Source organism: Marinobacter fonticola, from assembly GCF_008122265.1.
Classification (GTDB): Bacteria; Pseudomonadota; Gammaproteobacteria; order Pseudomonadales; family Oleiphilaceae; genus Marinobacter_A; species Marinobacter_A fonticola.
Genome location: NZ_CP043042.1, coordinates 3,920,616 through 3,940,592, shown reverse-complemented (window position 1 = coordinate 3,940,592; position 19,977 = coordinate 3,920,616). Strand labels below are relative to the sequence as shown.

The 19,977-nt window shown below is 56.7% G+C and carries 18 protein-coding genes and 2 pseudogenes; 8 read left to right on the top strand and 12 right to left on the bottom strand.

Annotated features, from left to right (window positions below):
• Positions 1 to 33: 33 nt before the first annotated feature.
• The 3 genes from FXO11_RS17535 to trpB all read right to left on the bottom strand — a co-directional run bounded on the left by FXO11_RS17535 (position 34) and on the right by trpB (position 3,459).
• Positions 34 to 1,041, bottom strand: a complete 1,008-nt coding sequence (locus FXO11_RS17535; protein ID WP_148864231.1) for a DctP family TRAP transporter solute-binding subunit — start codon at positions 1,039 to 1,041, stop codon at positions 34 to 36.
• A gap of 325 nt (positions 1,042 to 1,366) precedes the next feature.
• Entirely contained in the window at positions 1,367 to 2,233 is an 867-nt protein-coding gene (gene trpA / locus FXO11_RS17530) for a tryptophan synthase subunit alpha (RefSeq protein WP_148864230.1), read from the bottom strand.
• 20 nt (positions 2,234 to 2,253) lie between these two features.
• Positions 2,254 to 3,459: a tryptophan synthase subunit beta gene (trpB, locus tag FXO11_RS17525; RefSeq protein ID WP_148864229.1), complete on the bottom strand. Its 1,206-nt coding sequence runs from the start codon at positions 3,457 to 3,459 to the stop codon at positions 2,254 to 2,256.
• 110 nt (positions 3,460 to 3,569) lie between these two features.
• On the opposite strand from trpB, the gene FXO11_RS17520 reads away from it, so the two are divergent.
• The 3 genes from FXO11_RS17520 (at position 3,570) to FXO11_RS17510 (ending at position 5,994) form a co-directional block, all read left to right on the top strand.
• Positions 3,570 to 4,475 carry a LysR family transcriptional regulator gene (locus FXO11_RS17520; protein WP_148864228.1) on the top strand — a complete coding sequence of 302 codons (906 nt, stop codon included), beginning with the start codon at positions 3,570 to 3,572 and terminating at the stop codon, positions 4,473 to 4,475.
• A gap of 224 nt (positions 4,476 to 4,699) precedes the next feature.
• Positions 4,700 to 5,101 (top strand): DUF1090 domain-containing protein, encoded by a 402-nt coding sequence (locus FXO11_RS17515; RefSeq protein ID WP_168203194.1) that lies wholly within the window; start codon positions 4,700 to 4,702, stop codon positions 5,099 to 5,101.
• A gap of 134 nt (positions 5,102 to 5,235) precedes the next feature.
• Positions 5,236 to 5,994 (top strand): Crp/Fnr family transcriptional regulator, encoded by a 759-nt coding sequence (locus FXO11_RS17510; RefSeq protein WP_148864972.1) that lies wholly within the window; start codon positions 5,236 to 5,238, stop codon positions 5,992 to 5,994.
• Positions 5,995 to 6,024: 30 nt separating this feature from the next.
• Here the strand turns inward: FXO11_RS17510 and FXO11_RS17505 are convergent, their stop codons facing one another.
• On the bottom strand, positions 6,025 to 6,225 hold the full coding sequence (locus FXO11_RS17505) for a CsbD family protein (protein WP_148864226.1): 201 nt from the start codon (positions 6,223 to 6,225) through the stop codon (positions 6,025 to 6,027).
• A 523-nt stretch (positions 6,226 to 6,748) separates the two neighbouring features.
• Between FXO11_RS17505 and FXO11_RS17500 the strand changes: the two genes are divergently transcribed.
• A complete protein-coding gene (locus FXO11_RS17500; protein ID WP_148864225.1) occupies positions 6,749 to 7,348 on the top strand; it encodes a DUF502 domain-containing protein in 600 nt (199 codons plus the stop codon).
• 138 nt (positions 7,349 to 7,486) lie between these two features.
• Here FXO11_RS17500 and FXO11_RS17495 read toward each other — a convergent pair whose 3' ends face one another.
• The 6 genes and pseudogenes from FXO11_RS17495 to FXO11_RS17470 all read right to left on the bottom strand — a co-directional run bounded on the left by FXO11_RS17495 (position 7,487) and on the right by FXO11_RS17470 (position 11,272).
• Positions 7,487 to 7,825 (bottom strand): hypothetical protein, encoded by a 339-nt coding sequence (locus FXO11_RS17495; protein WP_202980371.1) that lies wholly within the window; start codon positions 7,823 to 7,825, stop codon positions 7,487 to 7,489.
• Positions 7,818 to 8,063: pseudogene (locus FXO11_RS17490) on the bottom strand (DHCW motif cupin fold protein); the annotation flags it as partial. The pseudogene FXO11_RS17490 and the gene FXO11_RS17495, both read right to left, overlap by 8 nt.
• A gap of 91 nt (positions 8,064 to 8,154) precedes the next feature.
• Entirely contained in the window at positions 8,155 to 8,709 is a 555-nt protein-coding gene (locus FXO11_RS17485; protein ID WP_227545953.1) for a GNAT family N-acetyltransferase, read from the bottom strand.
• 206 nt (positions 8,710 to 8,915) lie between these two features.
• Positions 8,916 to 9,209 (bottom strand): YkgJ family cysteine cluster protein, encoded by a 294-nt coding sequence (locus FXO11_RS17480; protein ID WP_148864224.1) that lies wholly within the window; start codon positions 9,207 to 9,209, stop codon positions 8,916 to 8,918.
• 104 nt (positions 9,210 to 9,313) lie between these two features.
• Positions 9,314 to 10,066 carry an NAD(P)H-dependent oxidoreductase gene (locus FXO11_RS17475; RefSeq protein WP_148864223.1) on the bottom strand — a complete coding sequence of 251 codons (753 nt, stop codon included), beginning with the start codon at positions 10,064 to 10,066 and terminating at the stop codon, positions 9,314 to 9,316.
• Between the two features lie 276 nt (positions 10,067 to 10,342).
• The gene (locus FXO11_RS17470; RefSeq protein ID WP_148864222.1) at positions 10,343 to 11,272 is read right to left on the bottom strand and encodes a LysR family transcriptional regulator; all 930 of its coding nucleotides are present in this window, start codon (positions 11,270 to 11,272) and stop codon (positions 10,343 to 10,345) included.
• 696 nt (positions 11,273 to 11,968) lie between these two features.
• Here FXO11_RS17470 and FXO11_RS17465 point away from each other — a divergent pair.
• Entirely contained in the window at positions 11,969 to 13,159 is a 1,191-nt protein-coding gene (locus FXO11_RS17465; protein ID WP_148864221.1) for a CynX/NimT family MFS transporter, read from the top strand.
• Positions 13,160 to 13,300: 141 nt separating this feature from the next.
• Here the strand turns inward: FXO11_RS17465 and FXO11_RS17460 are convergent, their stop codons facing one another.
• Positions 13,301 to 14,263, bottom strand: a complete 963-nt coding sequence (locus FXO11_RS17460) for a helix-turn-helix transcriptional regulator (RefSeq protein WP_148864220.1) — start codon at positions 14,261 to 14,263, stop codon at positions 13,301 to 13,303.
• A gap of 125 nt (positions 14,264 to 14,388) precedes the next feature.
• On the opposite strand from FXO11_RS17460, the gene FXO11_RS17455 reads away from it, so the two are divergent.
• Together FXO11_RS17455 and FXO11_RS20595 are read left to right on the top strand one after the other, a co-directional pair.
• Positions 14,389 to 14,883 carry a glutathione S-transferase family protein gene (locus FXO11_RS17455; protein WP_227545952.1) on the top strand — a complete coding sequence of 165 codons (495 nt, stop codon included), beginning with the start codon at positions 14,389 to 14,391 and terminating at the stop codon, positions 14,881 to 14,883.
• Positions 14,884 to 14,892: 9 nt separating this feature from the next.
• Positions 14,893 to 15,024 (top strand): hypothetical protein, encoded by a 132-nt coding sequence (locus tag FXO11_RS20595; RefSeq protein ID WP_264766185.1) that lies wholly within the window; start codon positions 14,893 to 14,895, stop codon positions 15,022 to 15,024.
• A gap of 579 nt (positions 15,025 to 15,603) precedes the next feature.
• Here the strand turns inward: FXO11_RS20595 and FXO11_RS20545 are convergent.
• Positions 15,604 to 16,595, bottom strand: a pseudogene (locus FXO11_RS20545) (IS30 family transposase).
• Positions 16,596 to 17,525: 930 nt separating this feature from the next.
• Between FXO11_RS20545 and FXO11_RS17445 the strand changes: the two are divergent.
• Positions 17,526 to 19,538 (top strand): methyl-accepting chemotaxis protein, encoded by a 2,013-nt coding sequence (locus FXO11_RS17445; RefSeq protein ID WP_148864219.1) that lies wholly within the window; start codon positions 17,526 to 17,528, stop codon positions 19,536 to 19,538.
• Positions 19,539 to 19,977: the final 439 nt, after the last annotated feature.

Sequence of the window (19,977 nt, the reverse complement as noted above, 5' to 3'; positions counted from 1 at the left end):
GCCGGGGAGGACGGGCGCCTGGGCAGGCAGTGGTTACTGCGTGCGGTTGGCCACCGCGTCCTGCGCTTGCTTCACCAGATCCTCGCCGATTTTTGGCGTCCATTGTTCGTAGACCGACTGGGTGGCCTGCTTGAACGCGTCGCGCTGTTCGTCTGTCAGTTCGGTGACGTCCACGCCGCGTTCCTTGATCGCGGCAAGGGTTTCATCGATTTCGCTGCGGGACTTCTCGATCTCCCATTGTCCGGCATCGATGGCCGCCTGTTTCAGCAGGGCCTGATCTTCCGGCGTGAACTGGGCCCAAACGCGGTTGCTGACCGCGAAAACCAGCGGATCCGCCATATAGTGCCAGCGCGTCAGGTACTCCTGGCCGACTTGGTCGATTCGCGCCACATCGAAGACCGATAACGGGTTTTCCTGCCCGTCGACCGCGCCGGTGGTCAGCGCTGGCTTGGCATCGGCCCAGCTCATCTGGGTCGGATTGGCGCCCAGCGCTGTGAACGTATCCTGGAACAACGGCGAGCCGACTACGCGTATTTTCAGGCCGTCCAAATCGGCGGGTTCATCGATCTTCAGCTTGGAATTGGAGAGTTCACGGAAGCCATTCTCGCCCCAGGCCAGCGGGGTAACACCACGCTTCTCAATGGCCGCAAAGACGGCTTCGCCGGCGTCGCCCTGGGTGATCGCATCAATCGCTGCATAGTCCGGCATCAGGAAAGGCAGCGAGAACAGGTTCAGTTCCGGCACCTGCGGCGACCAGTTGATAGTGGAGCCGACCGCCATGTCGATCAGCCCAGAACGCATGGCTGAAAACTCCTTGGTTTGGTCGCCGGAGACCAATTGGGAATTGCTGTAGATCTTCATGTTGATGCGCCCATCGGAGCGCTCTTTCACCAGCTCCACCCATTTGTCGGCTGCCTGGCCCCAGGGGAAAGCCGACGGCAGAACGGTGGAGACGGTGTATTCATCCTTGTACTGGGCGTGGGAGGCGGCACTGAACAGCAGCGTAGCCGCCGCAGCTAGAACTAAGCGACGTTTCGACATGTTGTTTTTCCTTTTTATTGGAGGTAGACGGTCCGCTGCGCGTTATTGGAATTGGATAGAGCGCTACGCTGCGAGCAAAAAACGTCCTGCTAGGCGATTATAGAAAGGGTTCTACCGGGACGCAAAAAATCAAAAAGCTAACCTGTTGTTATAGCGATAAAATGAGGCGACAAGATTGGAGTTGGGCGAATCAATCGTTTTTGGCGAGAGCCTGTTCGAACTGGCCTCGACAGTGATCTCCTGAATTCGAGCTTTGGCACGGATGGCGGTCACGTACCAAGGCTCGGTTTTAAGGAGCTTCTGAAAAAGTCCATTCTGCAGCGAATCACTGCGTTGCGCGGTGCTCAGACACTCGCCTACCGGCAAGGTATGTCTCTCGTCTTGCGCTCCGTGCGCCCTCAACCAATTGGCGCGTCAGCTTATGCACCGCCTCCCGGGCGGCTCCGGGTGTTTCAGCATGCTCGATGCAGTCCACCAGTGCTGAACCGACCACAACGGCGTCGCTGATCTGTCCGATAGCTGCTGCATGCTCCGCGGTGCGAATACCAAAACCGACGGCAATGGGCAGCGTTGTCTGTTCGCGGATTCGCGCCAGCGCGCTTTCAACGCTTTGCAGGCTGGGAGACGCACCGCCGGTGACACCGGCGACCGAGACGTAATAAATAAAGCCGGAGGCATCACGAAGCACGTCGGTCAACCGTTCACCCTGAGTGGTCGGCGTGACCAGCCGAATGAGACTGATACCGAGCTCCGAGGCGGTACGGAACAGCGCTTTATCATGTCCAGGTGGCAAATCCACGATGATCAGGCCGTCGACACCGGCTTCGGCCGCGTCGCTCAGGAATCGTTCGACGCCATACCGGTAGATTGGATTGTAGTAGCCCATCAGCACGAGCGGCGTATCGCTGTCCCGCTGGCGGAACCGGTGCACCATCTCAAGCGTCTTTCGCTGGGTCTGTCCGTTGCCGAGGGCGCGTTGCGAGGCCTTCTGAATGGCCGGGCCATCGGCCATGGGGTCCGAGAACGGCATGCCCAGCTCGATAATATCGGCGCCTGCGGCCGGCAAGCCCTGGAGGATGTCAAACGAGGTGCCCGGGTCGGGATCGCCGGCGGTGATATAGGTTACCAGCGCAGGGCGGTTTTCTGACGTGATCGCCGCGAAGCGGTATTCGATTCGAGAGGCCTGTTTCATTTGGGAGATCCTAGCGGATGTCATTGGGATTCACCGCCGAGATACTCGGCAACGCTCATCATGTCCTTGTCGCCACGGCCGCTCAGGTTGACCACCATCAGGTGATCACGGGGCAGTAACGGCGCCCGTTTGGCCACTTCGGCCAGGGCGTGGGCCGGTTCCAGCGCGGGGATGATGCCTTCCTGCCGGCAGCACAGTTGGAACGCCTGGAGTGCTTCCTCGTCGGTGACCGAGACGTACTCGACGCGCGCCTGTTCGTGCAGCCAGGCGTGCTCGGGGCCGATGCCCGGATAATCCAGCCCGGCCGAAATCGAGTGGGCGTCGTTGATCTGGCCGTCTTCATCCTGCAGCAGATAGGTGCGATTGCCGTGGAGTACGCCGGGCACGCCGCCGTTCAGGCTCGCGGCATGCTGGCCGGTGCCGATACCCAGACCTCCGGCCTCGACGCCAATCATGTGCACCGTGTCGTCCGCCAAAAACGGATGAAACAGGCCCATCGCGTTCGATCCGCCGCCGATACAGGCGACCAACGAGTCGGGCAAGCGCCCCTCGTGTTCCAGTATCTGCGTCCGGGTTTCGCGGCCAATCACCGCCTGGAAGTCGCGAACCATTGCCGGGTAGGGGTGAGGTCCGGCTACGGTGCCGATGATGTAAAAGGTGTCGTCGACGTTGGTGACCCAATCCCGGAGTGCTTCGTTCATGGCATCCTTCAATGTCCCGGTGCCGCCGGTGACCGGAATGACCTCGGCCCCGAGCAGTTTCATGCGGAAGACATTGGGTTGCTGGCGTTCCATGTCCTTTTTGCCCATATAGATCACGCAGGGCATGCCGAAGCGTGCGGCAACCGTGGCCGTGGCCACACCGTGCATGCCGGCGCCGGTCTCGGCGATGATGCGCGTCTTGCCCATCTGCCGGGCCAGCAGGATCTGGCCAATGCAGTTATTGATTTTGTGCGCGCCGGTGTGGTTGAGCTCTTCACGCTTGAGATAGATCGTCGCGCCGCCGAAATAGTCCGTGAGTCGCTCGGCCAGATAGAGCGGGCTGGGGCGACCCACGTAATCCCGCTGAAAATACGCCAGTTGGTCTTGGAACTCGCAATCAGCCTGTGCGTTTTTGTAACTGGTTTGAAGGTCCATGATCAGGGGCATCAACGTTTCCGCAACAAAGCTGCCGCCGAACTGGCCGAAGAATCCTGCGGCGTCTGGCTGCATCGAGTAAGGGTTCATAAGCGACCTGCATGGGAGTGAACAAGGTGACTGATAACGAGGTTATCGAAGGCGCGTTCGAATAAAAATCGATAGAATTGCATCAATACGTGAGCTGGAGTCACCTAACGATGAGTCAGGATCTGCCGCCCCTGAGCGCATTGCGCGCCTTCGAAGCCACTGCGCGACTGGGCAGCGTGACGTCCGCCGCGCGCGAACTTCACGTCACTCACGGTGCGGTAAGCCGCCAACTCCGCAGCCTCGACGAGCACTTCGGTACGATGCTGTTTGCCAAGGCGGGCCGTGGACTCCGCCTGACGCGCCAAGGCGCGCAGCTGCAACGAGGTGTCGGCGAGGCCTTTGCCCGCCTGCGGGAAAGCTGTTCGGAGCTGAGGCACAGTGCCGAGGAGACGCCCTTCGTGCTGAACTGCCCCGGTAGCCTCCTGGCGCGCTGGTTCATCCCCCGTCTTGAGCGCCTCCACCGGGATCTGCCTGACATCAAACTACAGGTGGTATCCAGTGACAGTGAACTCGACCCCAGGCGCAATGAGGCCAGTGCAGCGCTTCTGTTTTCAGAAGCACCGTGGCCCGCCGGGTTCGACGTGGTCGAACTGGCCCCTGAAGACATCTGTGTGGTGGTGAGCCCGCAGCATGCAGCACACTGCAATCCGGAGCGTCCCGGCACGCTTTTTTCGGTGCCCATGCTGTATACCCATTCGCGCCCACAGGCCTGGCCGCAGTGGGCCGAGGTCCACGCGCTCGACCCGGCGCGCCTGTCGCAAGCCCTGGATGAGGGCCAGGGTTTTGATCATCTCTACTACCTGATCGAGGCAGCGTTGGCCGGTTTGGGCGTAGCCATCGCACCCCGGTTATTGGTCCAGGACGATCTGGCCGCCGGGCGACTGATTGCGCCGTGGGGATCGGTCGAGACGCCGGGCCGGTTATGCCTCTTGCTGCCGCATTACGCCTCGTCTAGACGGGGCATCCGGCTTGCGGAGTGGCTTAGGCGTGAGTTAAACCAAGGACCCCAGCCGTAATAGAGGTTCAGCGCATTTTTCTCATCGTCTATATAAAAGTATTGACCTAAACCTAGGTTGAGGTCTTGTGACGTTGAATCACGCCAACCGTGCTATGACGAGACCGTTAGAATTAGTCATGACTCCACATGTCTAGAGCCTCCGCATGAGTGCTTTCTGTGTGACTTGAGATTGAACCTGGCTCAATATGTCAGTCTGAATTTTCCAGAGCATGGATGGTCAACATGAAAAAGCTAAGCATCAATTTGTCGGCTAGTCTTCTCGCCATGAGTCTGGGGGCGCCTGTCTTTGCTGCCTCCGACGAAAACCCACACTGCGCTGCCAAGGAGGCCGAAGTCCAGCAGCAAATTGACGCAGCCCGGGAGCATGGCAATACCGAACGACTGCGGGGTCTGGAAGCTTCGCTTGAAGGTATCCGTAACCACTGTAGCGACGAAAAGGTAATCGCCGAGGCCGAGGCGGAGGTTCAGGAAAGCATGGAGGAGGTTGAAGAGCGTCAACGGGACATGGAGGAAGCACTTCAGGAGGGTGACATGGACGAGGTCGAAGAACGCCGAGAAAAGCTAGAGGAAGCAACAAGCGAACTCGAAGAGCACACGCAAAAGCTCAAGTCGATGCGCGACTGATCCAATTTGTCCCGCGTTCCGATAATAATTTCTTAATCGAACAGGTACTCCAGTCTGGTATCGTGACTATCCACGTGTGGCCGCAGGCACGCCCATCCGCGAGCACGTCCATCGGCAAGCACTTCGGAGCGACCATATTGAAAGCCGCTTCCCCGGAAGACAATCTTCTCATCGCGGCCCTGCCTCAGGATGCCCGGGACCGTCTGCTACCTCACCTTGAGCGGGTGAACCTGCCCCTTGGCAAAGTGATATACGAGTCGGGTGAGACTGAACATTACGTCTACTTTCCCGCTGACTGTATCGTCTCGCTGCTCCACGTGATGAGCAATGGCGCTGCAGCGGAAATATCGATGGTGGGGAGAGAGGGCATCGTTGGTGTGGCTCTATTCATGGGAGGAGAGAGTACGACGAGCCGGGCGATCACCCAAAGTGCCGGCGCTGCCTTCCGGCTGCCAAGTCAGTACCTTAAGGACGAGTTCAGCCGTCATGGTGGATTTTTGGATCTGATGCTGCGGTATACCCAGTCATTAATGTCCCAAATGGCGCAGACAGCGGTATGCAACCGTTACCATTCCATCGACCAGCAGCTCTGTCGCTGGTTGCTGCTCGCGCTAGACCGCTTGCACGGTAATGAACTGACGATGACCCAGGAGCGGATCGCCAATATGCTCGGCGTGCGTCGGGAGGGTGTGACGGATGCCGCAGGTAGGCTGAACAGGCTCGGCGTTATTCTTTACAAGCGGGGCCATATCAGCGTGCTCAATCGCGGCGCGCTCGAACGGCTGAGCTGCGAGTGTTATGCGGTGGTCAAAAAAGAGTACGACAGACTGCTGCCCGATCCGGGTGCAGCAGATACCAACAGGCGGAAGCCATCACGAGTTCACAGCACCTAGTGATGGCTTCTTCTGGGCTACGAAAGCAGATTATCTGGAGGTATCTTCGAACTCCTTGATTTGCTTCTCGGCTTCTTCTTGGCCAACGCCATAGCTTTCCTGAATTTGACCAGCCAGCTTCTCGCGCTTGCCGCCGATGACATCGAGCTGATCATCGGTAAGTTTGCCCCACCGAGTTTTGACATCACCCTTCATCTGCTTCCAGTTGCCTTCGATTTTGTCCCAGTTCATAGCGTCAATCCTTTGGTAGCGTACGGAAGGAGGGTGCCTGGTATGGGGCTGCCAAAAAAACCTGTCGACCATGCCTGGCACACCGGCGGCAATGGCGACATTCGAGCCAGCCTGGCTACCCTTATCCGTCGTTAAGTTGGTCGGTGTGCAACACTGATGATCCGATAAGGGCGCGTGTGGAATCTGTGCGGTGGGACACATAAAGAGGTTACGTTATTTCAATGCGTCGAGGGATCTTTGAGGGATTGGTTTGCCCTTTGTTGGCCTCACCGGGACTTTGACCGGGCTCGGTGGTTTATATTTTGTCTAGGATCGTGTGTTCTTTGGCTGTGGCCTTTCCTTAGCGTTCGATCATAACGAGTCGACGGCATTGCACGGACCGGCGGGCGCGCGATTTGAAGACTACGCTTAAGGTCGTGCCTCAATATCCTTCGCTGAAGGCCCGAGGTTTAAGCAAACGGGCCCAATGCCCACGCACAACCTAGGGAAAGCCCGACGGCGTGACGCATAAAGAGGAGCACTCATGACATTTATCCGCACGACTATCGTCGGTGGAATCGTGTTTCTGCTGCCGCTGGTGGTCATTCTTGTCGTGCTGGGCAAGGCTTATGCGCTCATGCTGCACTTGGCCAAACCGTTAGGGCGCCTGCTGCCCGTTGATTCTGTGGCGGGTGTGGCTGTCGCCGAGATACTGGCGTTGCTGGCGCTCCTGTTCATCTGCTTCATTGCGGGACTAGCGGCTCGTAGCAAACTGGCGCGCCGGGCCTATCGACGAATCGACAACGGCCTTCTAGCCATTCCCGGCTACGCCTTCGTTAAGGGCTTCGCCGATCACTTGCAGATGGAAGAGGGCCAAACCCGCAGCATGCAGCCGGTGTTGGTGCAGTTCGACGACAATGCCCAGCTAGGGTTCGAGATCGAGCGGCTAGACAGTGGCAACGTGGTGGTTTACCTGCCGGGAGCGCCAGATCCTTGGTCGGGCTCGGTGGCTTATTTCGTTGAAGATCGCATTCGTCCGCTGGCGATGACTGTGCCGCAGGCGGTGAGCCACCTGCGGCGGCTGGGACGCGGGAGCGATATTCTGGCGGCGGCTTTGCGCGAAGAAACACCTTCGGGCCAGTAACCGCGCGATTTGTTATCAAACCAGTCGGGGCGAGAGTTGACCAAAACTAATTCAATCCGCCGCCTCGAACTGCATAAGGCTTTAACGCCGGCTAAAAACGGCGCGAGTGACAAGCGCCCGGCGACCGCCCGGGCGTATTTAACAGCTTGGCTTCTTTACCTCAATGAACCACTTAGGGTCCATCTCATTGAAGTCCGTTCGAATATTGGATGGCAGGTAACTCGCTGAATCCAGGACAAAACCCTGACCATCTATGCGCTTGAAAACCACCCAGTGCCAGAAATTTTTTCCATCTTCCTGATGGTGCTTGATGGACAGTAATGCCAAATCCGGCAGCGTATTCCATGATTCAAAAGGAATTTCATCGGCCGACGTCTCGGCTCCGGCGTGCGACAACATCTCCCTGACGTGCTGGGTATCTGACCAAAGTGATTCGTCTTCAGCATGGATGCCCATAGCATTTGCTGTAGCCTTCATTTAGCTCAGTGTGGAGCTCACCTTCCGAGCAGAGCAGGATGTGCCCTTTGGCGCACCAATGATCAGCCAGATAACCGGGGCTGTACTCGACCATACGAACACGGATATCACCGAAGGTACGGGTTTGCCAATAAGCAGCACCCTGTTCCCCTGTGTGTTCAGTCTTCTCAACTTCAGACCAGTCTGTAACCCCGAAGGGCAGATCCCTAATGTTCAAACGGCTTCTCCTTAAGCACATAACGGGGCTTTGCAGCTATTTTGGAGTAGCAAAGCGGTTAAAAATTATCCAATAGCAGCGATGGGATGTGCGTTATTCGTAGTGGCAGTTATCAGGCGCTCGACGCGTGCATTGCGTTATTCTGCAATGAGCCCCACTGCTCTGGGGTCAGCCGGTACACTCTCACTGGACGGCCATGAAATTCGAGGGCATCGAAGTTGGTAAACCCTGCTTTCTCAGCAACCTTCAGCGATGCCACATGATCAGGCTCGATGATCACGACCACCGAGTGGAACAGCTTCTTCCCGAAAGCGTAATTTAGAACAGCTCTGGCTGCCTCAGATGCCAGCCCCTTATTCCAGCAGCGCTTGGCAAGTCGGTAGCCAAGGCTGATTTCCTCAACATCAGCGACCAGTTCTGGTCCCACACCGCAGAAGCCTATGAGGTCAGAACTTTTTTTATCGATGAGTGCCCACGGCCCCACGGCATGTGACTCGTAACAGGCTAAACACCACTCGATGAACTTGCGGGTGGCGGCCTCATCACAAACACCACGGACCGAGTGTTTCATCACTTCAGGATCGCTTAGAATTTCGGTCAATGCGGGAACGTCCGCGAGGGATAACGGGCGAACAATCAACCTCTCTGTTTCGCAAATTTGCACCATTGTCTCCCTGTGCATAACTTCATTACTCAACGGCGTTTTTTGCGGAGCTTAGGAAGGGGCCGAACAGGCCCCGCCGGAAGGGCTTCGGCGAGCCAGATCGTTGAGAGTATACAGGGAGGATAGCTCAGGGCGCTTCGCTGCACCCGAAAGAGGCTGAACGCCGGGCTTCGTGATGATCGAGATCAATGCAGCCAGGTCCCTTCTACTTATTCGATATGAGCAGCTCGTTCAGCGAGACAGTCATAGCCGCCCATTTCAAATTCACGGCAGATCAATGGGCGTTTGTCATAGATACTACAAAGCATGGTCGATCGGTCCAAAGCTGCACACCAACCGTCTTCCAGGCGAGCCATCACCATTCCACCCCAGTCATCAAACTCAACATACCTTTCGGGCACACCCGTTTCCGTAATCAGCATGACCTCTAAGCGGCAACAATTCGCTCGGCATGTCGCGCATGTTACGTCGGCGCTAGGTAGGCTCGTCGTTTCAATCTTCATTCTTATCACGTACCTGTTTTCTGATAAAAATTAACGTGCTCTGATCCCGAAAATTGACCCTCGAAAACCCATCCGCCATTGGTAGACCCTAAATGACGCAAGGCTTAGGACAGTCGCCACCGCAGTGGGTGGGAGTGTTTCAGGACGCCGTTCTCATCCCAATCGTCCCAAGTGCTAAAGGGAATCGGAGATTCCTGCGCCAAGCCAGCGAGCCGTGAGGCCCAGGCTTCTTCCATGGATACAAGCCTGGCCCTAAACGCCGCTTCCTCCTGATATTGGATACCGCCGCCCTGCACACCATAGTGCACCTGGGGCGCAAGAACCTCATACCCGACATAGTAAAGGGACGAATGCATTGGCCATAGCCATTCGACCATGTTGCCCGCGCGGCCGAAGGGCATGAATGCCTGTTCAGGCGATCCTGTTGTGACCGAGCAGATCGCTCGCTTGCCCCGGAAATACCCCCGGTCATAGCGCATGCTACCGGAATAGAGTCCGCCATAAACCAGCACACGGTCAAACCACCCTTTCAGGATAGCGGGCTGCGCGTGCCACCATAGCGGGAACTGGAAAATCACCAGATCCGCCCATTCCAACCGGGCGATTTCCCGCTGCACGTCTGCTGGCAGGCTACCTTGCTTGTAGTTCTCCCGCTGTACGGCTAACGGCGAGAAGTGGTCAGCAGCAGAATCCATCGGATAGTTCGAGGCCCGTTCCACGGGATCGAAGTTATCCCGGTAGAGATCATCCAATTCAACCGCGTGTCCGGCCTCCTGAAGCCTCGCCATCGCCACATCCACCAAGGCCCCGTTGAATGAGTCGCGCTCGGGATGGGCAAGCACAATGAGGATATTCATACATGGCTCCCTGTTACGTCCATTTTCCAACAGCCTAAGCTGTTCATGAGGTAACAGGTATTCCCGAAAACTGAAAGATACGCTTGCATGAATGAACAGGCGATTCGCCAGGATGACCTTCAGATCGTGCAGGCTAACTCCGATAGCGCCTGTCTTTTCGGGGGCGACTCGGCATCAGCCACGCCACCGCCTTTAGTCGGCTTACGAATAGGGAATAGTGGTTGGGCTGGCCCGTTCGAGTATCCCCGAAGCGGAGGCTTCCTTGACGGATCAGGGTTAATTCGACTTGCCCGTTAGAACTGCGGTTCCCGCAAGACGGTCTTTCTGTGCCCGTATGGCATCCGTCAGAAAATCCATCAGGGCATGAATCCGGACCACGCCTCGCAGATCAGGATGCATCAAAAACCACAAGCCGTACTCCAATTCAGGGATTGGATCGGTGAGCTGGACAACGTCTGTATCACCATCCGCCAGATAACACGGCAGGACCGCAAGGCCCATTCCGGAACGAACGGCGCTCAATATGCTGACCAAAGTATCGACGCGGTAGATGCAGGACGTTTTCAATGCGTGACTGTCCATCCACTGGTCCAGTGCTGAATCGGTCAGTCGCGGCCCGGCCCCGATCCAGGGCTGGCCCGCATAGGCATCGATAGTCTCCCCCGGTGACAGGCCTAAGCTACGGTGCCCATAAACGGCCTGGCCAATGGTCGTCAGCGGCCGGCCGATCAGGTTTTCCGGTGGCCGGTTGGACGGGCGAATGGCAACGTCCGCCTCCCGCCGTGTCAGGTTGAATAGCTGATTGGAAACGGCCACATCCAGCAGAATGCCCGGATACTTATCTCGGAACTGCGTAAACAGGGGCGCCAACAGTCCCATGAGCAAGGAATCCGTTGTTGTAGCCCAGATTTCCCCGCTAGGTTCCAGATCACGACCCGCGACTTTACGCTCGGCGGTCAGGGCGGCCTCGTCCATCACCTTGGCGGTTTCGGCGAGCTCTTCACCGGCGAGTGTCGGTTGATAGCCGGTACGACTCCGGTCAAAGAGTGTCACCCCCAGTCGTTGTTCGGTATCGCCAAGACGTCTGAAAACGGTCGCGTGGCTGACGCCCAGAGTGCGAGCGGCACCAGACAGAGAGCCGGCAGCCGCAATGGCCAGAACCAACTCAAAGTCGTTCCACGCCAGATGATTACGTGTTTTCTGCATTGCAGGCGCAGCACGCTTCTCTTGTTTGTCTGTTCGTTTTTGCAAAGTAAACACTCGCGCTTGGGGAATGTCTTGCAGTCTAGAACAAGGCTAGCATCTTACCGAACCCATGAGATAACCAACGCGTCACGTCAGGGCGGCGTTAAGGAGGTCGGAAGATGATGATTTCAGGAGAAGCACAGTACTTTCGCAACGCCAGTCCATTAATTTTCCGGGACCAGGATAAAGGCGGAAGTGAACGTAGCGATGACGCGCTCAAGGTAAGTATTCCAACCAGATATCGAGATGGACTGGGAGGTATTGATCTGGAGCAGGTGAAGCGGGATCAGCGTCGAGCCCGGCGCCAGGTTGTGCGGACCGTGCTAGCTCGACTGAGTCGGTGTCTGTAGCCGGGCCAGCGAGAGCCCTAGCCAGCAATCAAAGGAGACCAACGGTTTAGTTTTGGGTTGTGCGCCGGCACGCCAAATACTTGGCTGGCTGCAATATGCCGCCTGAGGTACTATCTCTTTGCAGGCCGGGGTGCAACAAATGCTTGTAATTATTAAGTTTATTGATCGAGAGTTTCTTTTTTCCAGCCCATCCGATCTGTGTCACGGGCAATCCGTACAAGCGACATAACTCACGACCGTCCCCCCAGTGTCGTGAGTCCGGTGATCGTCGTTCACTCGAACCCACTTCTGGCAGATACATGATCTTATGACTCAGGCCTCTGTGAAATCCCGTGCGTCGTCCACCCTCCTCACGTTGACCGGCCTGCTGTTTGTGGCGCTCAATTTGCGCCCGGCCCTGACCAGCGTGTCCCCCGTGCTGACGCGCATCGGCGAGGGACTGGCCTTGTCGTCTTTCGGCCAGGGAATCTTAACGACGTTGCCGGTCCTGTTCCTGGGTCTGTGCGCACCGCTGGCGCCCCGGCTGGCCCGACGTATCGGGGTAGACCGGGCTGTGTTGGCGGCGACGGCAATGCTGGGCACGGTTCTGCTTCTGAGACCCTATAGCGGTGTTATCGGCTTGTTTGCCGGCACGCTAATCGCCGGCGGCTGTATCGGCGTGATGGGCGTGCTGCTGCCGGGCGTGGTCAAGCGCGATTTCCCGGCGACCGCCAGCATCCTGACGGGGTTCTATACCGCCGTGCTCTGCCTCGGTGCATCGGCCGCCGCTGGCGCAACCGAGCCTCTGCGCTTGGCCTTCGGTGGCGACTGGCAGGCAGCGCTGGCGATCTGGACGATCCCGGCCTGGGTGGCCGTTGTATTCTGGTGGCTGCAGCTTGACGGCAAGCACATCCCGAAGCCCCCGTCCAAACCGGCCCGCTCGCTGTTCCGTGATCCGCTCGCGTGGCAGGTGACGCTCTATATGGGACTGCAATCGTCCCTGGCGTATTCGGTGTTTGGCTGGCTACCGACCATTCTGCAGGATCGCGGGCTGACTCCGGTGGATGCCGGTATTGGCCTGTCCGTCTCGATCCTAATTCAGATCGGCTCAGCTATCGCAGCGCCATGGATCAGCAGTCATATGCGGGACCAGCGGGTAATGATAGCGCTGGTCGTCCTTTTTACCGGCGCGGGGCTGCTGGGCTGTATTTACGCGCCGATCGGTGGCATCTGGTTCTGGGTGGTTATCCTCGGTCTGGGCCAGGGCGGGACATTCAGTATGGCGCTGACGCTGCTGGCCGTGCGCGCCCGGGACCACGAGACCGCCGCGCGCCTGTCCGGCATGGCTCAGGGCGTCGGCTACACTCTGGCGGCCACCGGCCCGCTGGTGCTGGGGCTGCTGCACGACTCCTTCCACAACTGGCAGGTGGCCGGCGTATTCATTGGCGTGATTGCCCTCGCGACTCTCCTGTTTGGTATCGCCGCTGGCCGTCCGCTTTACGTGGGCGACGTGCGCTGAAGGTATCGGCTTGAGGCCGTCAACCGATCATCAGCGGAACTGGAGCAGGGCTAGGGGAGGTTGGCTAATGGGTATTCCGTTTTCACATAGGCGTCCCGTTTTCATATATTCCCGAAGTTAGCCGACCCACGGCTGTTTCCTTCAATCAGGGCCGCAGGCCGTCATCAATTGCTGCGCATGTCGGCGCAACGCCTGCTTCAGCCCCTCCGGGGCCAGAACCGTGAAGCGGATGGGCAGTTGCGCCAGCCACCCGGCAAACCATTGCAGGCTGTCGGTGTGGGTGTTCAGCAGCAAGCCATCCTCGTGGGACTCGAACGGTCCCGTGCACTCGGGCATAAAGGTGCCCATGGCAGCGAGAGTCTTGCGGTCCGTGTGTAGTAGCACGCTCACCTCGTATGCCTGACCCCAGGAGGAGAGGCTATCCTGAAGGAATTCCGCGGGATCGAAACCCGGCGGCCGCTGGAACGTCTCCGGCTGCGCCACCACGCGATCAATCCGGTCGAGCCGGAAGGAGCGCATAGCCTGGCGCCGGTGGCAGAACCCGATGACATACCATCGTCCCTGCCGGAACACGGCACCATAGGGATCGATGGCCCGGTCCATCATGCCTAGCTCGGGCGAGTGGTAGCGGAAGGCCACCCGTTGGCTGTCTTCGGCAGCATGGGTGAGGGTTAGCAGAGCATTGTCGTCGAGGCTGGGTTCGCCCCGGGGCAGGATTACACGGGTCGTGTCGCGGACCGCGCGTACCCGGCGCTTCAGCTTCTCCGGCATGACCCGCTCCAGCTTGGCTTCCACGCCGGCAATGGCGGGTGCATAGGCCGCCAGCCCCAGTTGGCGGGCGGTCAGCAGACCCAGGGCGATAGCCAGTGTTTCTTCGTCTGTGAACATCATCGGCGGCAGCTTGAAGCCCGCCACCAGGGAATAGCCGCCATAGCGCCCCTGCTCGGTGGTGACGGGAATGCCCAGCTCCTCCAACACCGAGATATAACGGCGCACGGTACGGCGATCCACCCCCAGGCGTTCCGCCAGTTCGCCTCCACCTATTTGTCGGTGGGACTGAAGCAGCTCCAATGCTGCCAGTACGCGGGTTGTGGGCCCCGACATAATTCCCCCCTTTCGGCTAAGCGTTAAATTTTTATGATCCCGCTTATATAGGACGCTTTCTCTCCTATTACCACTCTAATCTGACCTTGCAGCAGTCATGTTCACCAACAAGGAAGGAAACCGCCATGCCAGAATTGACGTTCTATACCCACCCGATGTCCCGCGGTCGGGTCGTGCGCTGGATGCTCGAAGAATTGGCCATCCCCTATAAAACCGAGATCATGTCCTTTGGTGCGGAAATGAAGACGCCCGATTACCTCGCCATCAACCCCATGGGTAAGGTGCCCGCCATCAAGCACGGCGACACCGTGGTTACCGAGGTGGCGGCCATCTGCACCTACCTGGCCGACCGGTTCCCGGATAAGGGGCTGGCGCCGCCTGTAGACAGCCCTGAACGTGGGCCTTACTACCGCTGGCTGTTCTTCATGGCCGGGCCGTTCGAAATGGCGACCACCGCCACCGCCTACGATTGGCGCATCGACGATTCCAATGTTCAGGCCGTGGGCTGTGGCCGCCTGCAAGACGTCATCGGATCGCTGGAGCAGGCGCTATCGACAGGGGCGCATATTTGTGGGGAACAGTTCACCGCTGCCGATGTGCTGGTCAGCAGCTACCTATGATGGGAGACGATGCAGAAGAACCTGCCACCGAATGACATCTTTCAGGACTACGTCAAACGCATGGAAAGCCGGCCCGCCGCAAAAAAGGCCAACCAGATTGACGACGAGCTGGCTGAACGGATAAGCGGGGCTATCGCCTAATTCTTCGGTTCTGCTTCCATGGTCTGCCAGAGTGGTGGGCCGTGGAAGTCTTCCGGACCCAAAGGCAACAATGCAGGTTGGCTACCTGACTTTCAGATTGGTTTAATTGTCATCAATATGAACAACAATAAATCGTTATGACTCCTTGAGCATGTTGAACATCGAAATAATTCTGTCCCGCTTTCTCCGGGAGTAGAGGCGATAAAATCCTCAAATCAACTTGAGTGAGGGAGGTTCCAGAGGTCAGATCGAATTAATTTTAGACCGTCGCCGATACGCGTCAGCACGAGGGACACGCTGGTCAGGGCCGGACGCTTACGACATCAAGATCAAGCCGGCGCCGAGCAGGCGCGGCGCATAATGGATTGGCTCAGCACGGAAGCATCGTCGCTGGAGCGATTCGATGCCGTCTGGAGTCTGTCCGGCTAAACAAGCCACTAGCATGTACGGAACTGATCAAATTTAATGCACTCCGACCCCCGTTAGTCACTGAAATCATCAGGCGACAACTACGCTGACACATAGGGCAGCCACGCCGTCATTTACCTTACGTTGCAATAAGCACCTGTTTTCCTGAGTTCAAGTAATAAGTGCAGCACCACTCGTTGGTAGTGCTCCGGAGTATTCACCCCAGAACACCTCTGCCGGTGTCCGATATCCCAGCCGTTTTCTGGGGCGATTGTTGAGCTCGTCCACGACCCAATTAAGCTCGCGCTGACTGATGTTCGCGAAGTCCGTTCCCTTGGGAAAATATTGGCGGAGCAGACCGTTGGTGTTCTCGTTGGTACCTCGTTGTCCCGAGCGGTACGGATCGCAGAAGTACGTTTTCATGTTCAATGTCCTGGCCATGCACTGGTGGTTCGCAAACTCGCTGCCGTTATCCAGCGTTAGCGTTCTCACCGCGCCCCGGATCGGTCGCATTAACCGTATGATCGCGCTCGTGGTCAGGCCGGCCGTGACACGGTTTAGCTGGCCTGCCAGCAGGTAGCCGCTCCGACGCTCCACCAGTGTGGCAACGCCCGACTGCTTATGGCCGTACAGGACCGTGTCGCCTTCCCAGTGCCCCAGGTGACCTCGCTTATCAATCTCCGAGGGCGGTGCTCAATGCCGGTTCTGTTCGGGATCTTGCCCAACCCGGCCCGTTTGGCCAGACTCCTCTGGCAACGGCGTCGTCGAGGTTGGCGGCCATAGGTCCAGAGCGTGCCGCCCTTAATCCGGTCACGATGAATGAGGTCATAGATCCATTGACGGCTGACCCGAAGCGATTCCAGTCGCGCCATCACTCCGGCGATCTGATCCGGGCTCCAGCGCTTTCGGATCAGGCTGCTCACCCAGTCAATCAAGGTGTACACCTGCTTGTGAGCCTTGGTCGCCAAGCTGCGTCGTTGTTCGCTACTTCGGTGTGCTCTGTCCGCCTGATAACCCTGCGATGTGCCGTTACGCCTCAATTCTCGGCTGATCGTGCTGCTGTGACAGCCCAACAAGGTAGCGATCTGTCGCTGGCTCTTGCCCGCCACAAGCAGGGCGGAAATCTGGTATCGTTGCTCTTGGGTCAGTTGTCGGTATCCCATCACTGCTTCACTTTGGTCGGTAAAGCGAATGAGGGTACCGGCAGCGGCCCTCCTTCCTCTACCCGGTTACGCCAAAGTGCTGCGGTTATTATCTGAATTCAGGAGCTAAGAGCTAAACGTCCTGCGCAGCAAGGTGAAATCGGTGCACCATTCGCCAAGCTCCTGCCTTAAGACAGGGCACATACTGCTCTTTGTTCTCAAAACTTGGGGGTAGCCGGACTAAGCGATTGGTAGATCTGATAAAAATTAACTCAATCTGACCCCCGAATCGACCGAATCACTGGCCCACCGAATCAGACCCCCCAATCATTGGGGCGGGCTACATGATATTCAGAGCGCATTGTGGCGGTATCTCGGACGTAATTGAGTGGTAGCAGCATAGTGCTGCAGAGGAGATTTATTGGAGTATCATGTGTATTAAATAGATCGGTGAAGGGGCAGAGATGATGTTCGAAGAGGGACTGGCCTCGCTAACAGATATCAAACGATAGATTGACTGCATTGATGGTTTAGTCGGCTTCTATTAATAAATACGGCAGCCCCAAAAATTAGTGCAATGATTCGAAGTAATATTAACTGCTATAGGTAGTTTTTAATGCCTCAAAAAGTCGTTTTTCTGAGTTGTAGGTTATTAATTGTCATTTAATGTTAATTAGCGACACAGATCACGATAATATTATAGTCGAGTCATCGACTTATTCTGTTTTTCCAAGTTGCCCTTTGTGTCGTTCCTTTGATAACGGCTTTCTTATATGTCTGTTTGTACTTGGCGGCGCATATTTTAAAATGCGCGTTTAATGCTTTAGCAGATAAGTATATTTGCTTAGTGTTTGTGTCTATGATTTTTCAATAGTTTAAAATTGGGTAGCATATTTTTTCGATATCTAGGGGTATGATTAATTCGTTTTTTCTATCCCCGGACTAAAAAAGATGTCAGCACTGTCTATCAAGAGAAAGCTCCAAATCGCACTATTTATCCCCCTTGTCAGCCTCATGTTTTTTGCGGTTGATGATATAGGGGATCGGAAATACAAGCATCAGCAGGCTGTACTTGCGCAAGAGAATGTTGCGCTTATCGAAACGCTACTTCCTGGCTTAGTCGCGCTCCAAAAAGAGCGCGGCCTGTCCGCTGCCGTTGCCGCCGCTGCTTCGACGGACATGCTGGCCAAATTGCGTGATCAACGACAGCAGGTTGATTCCCAGTGGCGTCAGGTCAAGGTAGCTATTGATGCCATTTCAGTGACGCAGGGGCGTGATTCGATTCAAGGTTCTCTCGGAAAGCTGAAGAATCGTCTTGATGTTGTGCAAAGTACACGGTCACGAGTCGATCGCAGCGAGATGAGCTCGGCAGAGATCATGGAGAGTTATACGGAGATCACCGAGGCCTTTATCCGATCGATCCGGCGGATCGCCGGCAGCATGGGGGACCCGTCACTCGCCGAGATGCTGACCTATCAGGGCTATCTGGTCGAAGCGCAGGAGGCAGCCGGGATTGAGCGCGGCATACTTGCCGCAGCCTTCACTGACGATCGCTACGACCGAATGACCGCAATTGACCATGCCCCGAAAATTACCGAACAGCGTAACGCATTGGAAAACGCCGCTTTTCTGGCGTGGCCGGCGGTCGAGCGGCAGATTTCCGACTTCATGTCATCGTCCGAAAACCAGGCCATTGCACGGGTGCAGAATACCATCATGGATACGGGCCGGCTTGAGTCTCTAGCATTGACGGGACCGCAATGGTTTGACTTAGCCAGCAAGCGTATTGCTGCCCTCGGCAACGTCATTGGAACAACTGGTGAAACCATTCGCGACGTGGCCGAAGCGCAGGAGACTTCGACGTTTACGGGCATGATGGTGTTCGGCAGTATTACTCTCGCTATTCTCGCTGTTTCTGGCCTGTTGGGCTTCAATATTGCGAAAGGGCTGAATGCGCAGGTTCAAAGCCTCACAAACGCAATTACGCGGGTTGGTAAACAACTTGATCTGCGATCGCGAGCGGAGGTCATGGCCAAGGACGAGTTGGGCGAGATGGCCGCCTCGTTTAACAAAACAATGGACAAATTTGAACGTGTCATCGAGCAGGTCTCGCAAACCAGTATTGAATTGTCGTCGTCGGCGGAAGAAACCTCTGCTATCTCGGAACAGACAAGCCAGACGATGCAGCGCCAACAAGCCGATACCGAGCAGTTGGCAACCGCGATCAATGAAATGAGTGCCTCCATTCAGGAAGTAGCCCGAAACACAGAGTTAGCGCGCGAAACCGCGGGGCACGCTGAAACCAACGCAGAGCAGGGGCAGTCGATCGTAGAAGCAGCTATTTCGGCAATCAACGTCGTCGAACGGAGCATTGACGACTCGGCTGAAGCGGTCAATGCCCTCGCCACGAACAGTGAGGCGATTGGAACCGTACTTGATGTAATCCGGGGGGTGGCTGAGCAAACCAATCTGTTGGCCCTGAATGCGGCTATTGAGGCGGCACGGGCCGGTGAGCATGGACGCGGATTTGCCGTGGTTGCGGATGAAGTTCGTTCTTTGGCCAAGCAAACCCAAGATAGTACCGAAGAAATCAAGGATATCATCCAAAAGATACACAATGGTGCGAATGAGGTGGTTCGACTGATTCGTCAGAGTCAGAACCAGAGCGACGATGCCGTGACGAAATCCCAGGCCTCTGGCGCCGCTCTCGAATCCATCGGACTGTCCACTAATCGAATCGTCAACATGAGCGCCGAGATTGCGAGTGCAGCGGAAGAGCAAAGCGCTGTCTGTGAAGAAATCAATAAAACGATCACCAGCATCAATCTATCATTCGACGAAACCACCGAAGGGTCTGAGCAGGCGGCCCTGGCCAGCGTAAATCTTGCAAAAATGGCTACGGAGTTGCAGGCATTGGTGGCTGAATTCACGACTAATACTTCTCATTCTGCAAATACACACTAATACCCGGGATGAGTGAGGTGTCCGTCCGCCTCACTCGGGAGAGTGATTTCATAAAGTGCGAGTCATACCCTTCCCTTGAGCCACGGGGGAAGGGCGATGCTGAAGTGCAATATGAGCCTCATCGCAAGGCCGGGGTCGTTGGGGTGTGCGATTGCGCCAAAGTGTAATCCAGACAGTCATCGCTGTTAGCTAACCGGCTAATGATGCGAGCAGTAACAAACATGCGCGCTATTTAGAATAACCCGCTCAGCAATCGACAATTGTTGAGGTGACGAGATCGATGTTGAGTACCCGCCTCGCACAAAAAAGAAAAGCGCAATCCGGACAATCTCGCCCCATACACAATCAAGCAGGAAGTACGCACGGGGGTTGGCCTTGGCTTTTGCCTTTCGAAAGCTTGCTAGCAATAAGCAAGTTCCCCTTTGGCAATGGTTGACTG

Coding starts and splice junctions, on each gene's coding strand:
- FXO11_RS17535 (WP_148864231.1), bottom strand. CDS start 1,041: ATGTCGAAACGTCGCTTAGTTCTAGCTGCGGCGGCTACGCTGCTGTTC.
- trpA (WP_148864230.1), bottom strand. CDS start 2,233: ATGAAACAGGCCTCTCGAATCGAATACCGCTTCGCGGCGATCACGTCA.
- trpB (WP_148864229.1), bottom strand. CDS start 3,459: ATGAACCCTTACTCGATGCAGCCAGACGCCGCAGGATTCTTCGGCCAG.
- FXO11_RS17520 (WP_148864228.1), top strand. CDS start 3,570: ATGAGTCAGGATCTGCCGCCCCTGAGCGCATTGCGCGCCTTCGAAGCC.
- FXO11_RS17515 (WP_168203194.1), top strand. CDS start 4,700: ATGAAAAAGCTAAGCATCAATTTGTCGGCTAGTCTTCTCGCCATGAGT.
- FXO11_RS17505 (WP_148864226.1), bottom strand. CDS start 6,225: ATGAACTGGGACAAAATCGAAGGCAACTGGAAGCAGATGAAGGGTGAT.
- FXO11_RS17500 (WP_148864225.1), top strand. CDS start 6,749: ATGACATTTATCCGCACGACTATCGTCGGTGGAATCGTGTTTCTGCTG.
- FXO11_RS17495 (WP_202980371.1), bottom strand. CDS start 7,825: ATGAAGGCTACAGCAAATGCTATGGGCATCCATGCTGAAGACGAATCA.
- FXO11_RS17485 (WP_227545953.1), bottom strand. CDS start 8,709: ATGGTGCAAATTTGCGAAACAGAGAGGTTGATTGTTCGCCCGTTATCC.
- FXO11_RS17480 (WP_148864224.1), bottom strand. CDS start 9,209: ATGAAGATTGAAACGACGAGCCTACCTAGCGCCGACGTAACATGCGCG.
- FXO11_RS17475 (WP_148864223.1), bottom strand. CDS start 10,066: ATGAATATCCTCATTGTGCTTGCCCATCCCGAGCGCGACTCATTCAAC.
- FXO11_RS17470 (WP_148864222.1), bottom strand. CDS start 11,272: ATGCAGAAAACACGTAATCATCTGGCGTGGAACGACTTTGAGTTGGTT.
- FXO11_RS17465 (WP_148864221.1), top strand. CDS start 11,969: ATGACTCAGGCCTCTGTGAAATCCCGTGCGTCGTCCACCCTCCTCACG.
- FXO11_RS17460 (WP_148864220.1), bottom strand. CDS start 14,263: ATGTCGGGGCCCACAACCCGCGTACTGGCAGCATTGGAGCTGCTTCAG.
- FXO11_RS17455 (WP_227545952.1), top strand. CDS start 14,389: ATGCCAGAATTGACGTTCTATACCCACCCGATGTCCCGCGGTCGGGTC.
- FXO11_RS20595 (WP_264766185.1), top strand. CDS start 14,893: ATGCAGAAGAACCTGCCACCGAATGACATCTTTCAGGACTACGTCAAA.
- FXO11_RS17445 (WP_148864219.1), top strand. CDS start 17,526: ATGTCAGCACTGTCTATCAAGAGAAAGCTCCAAATCGCACTATTTATC.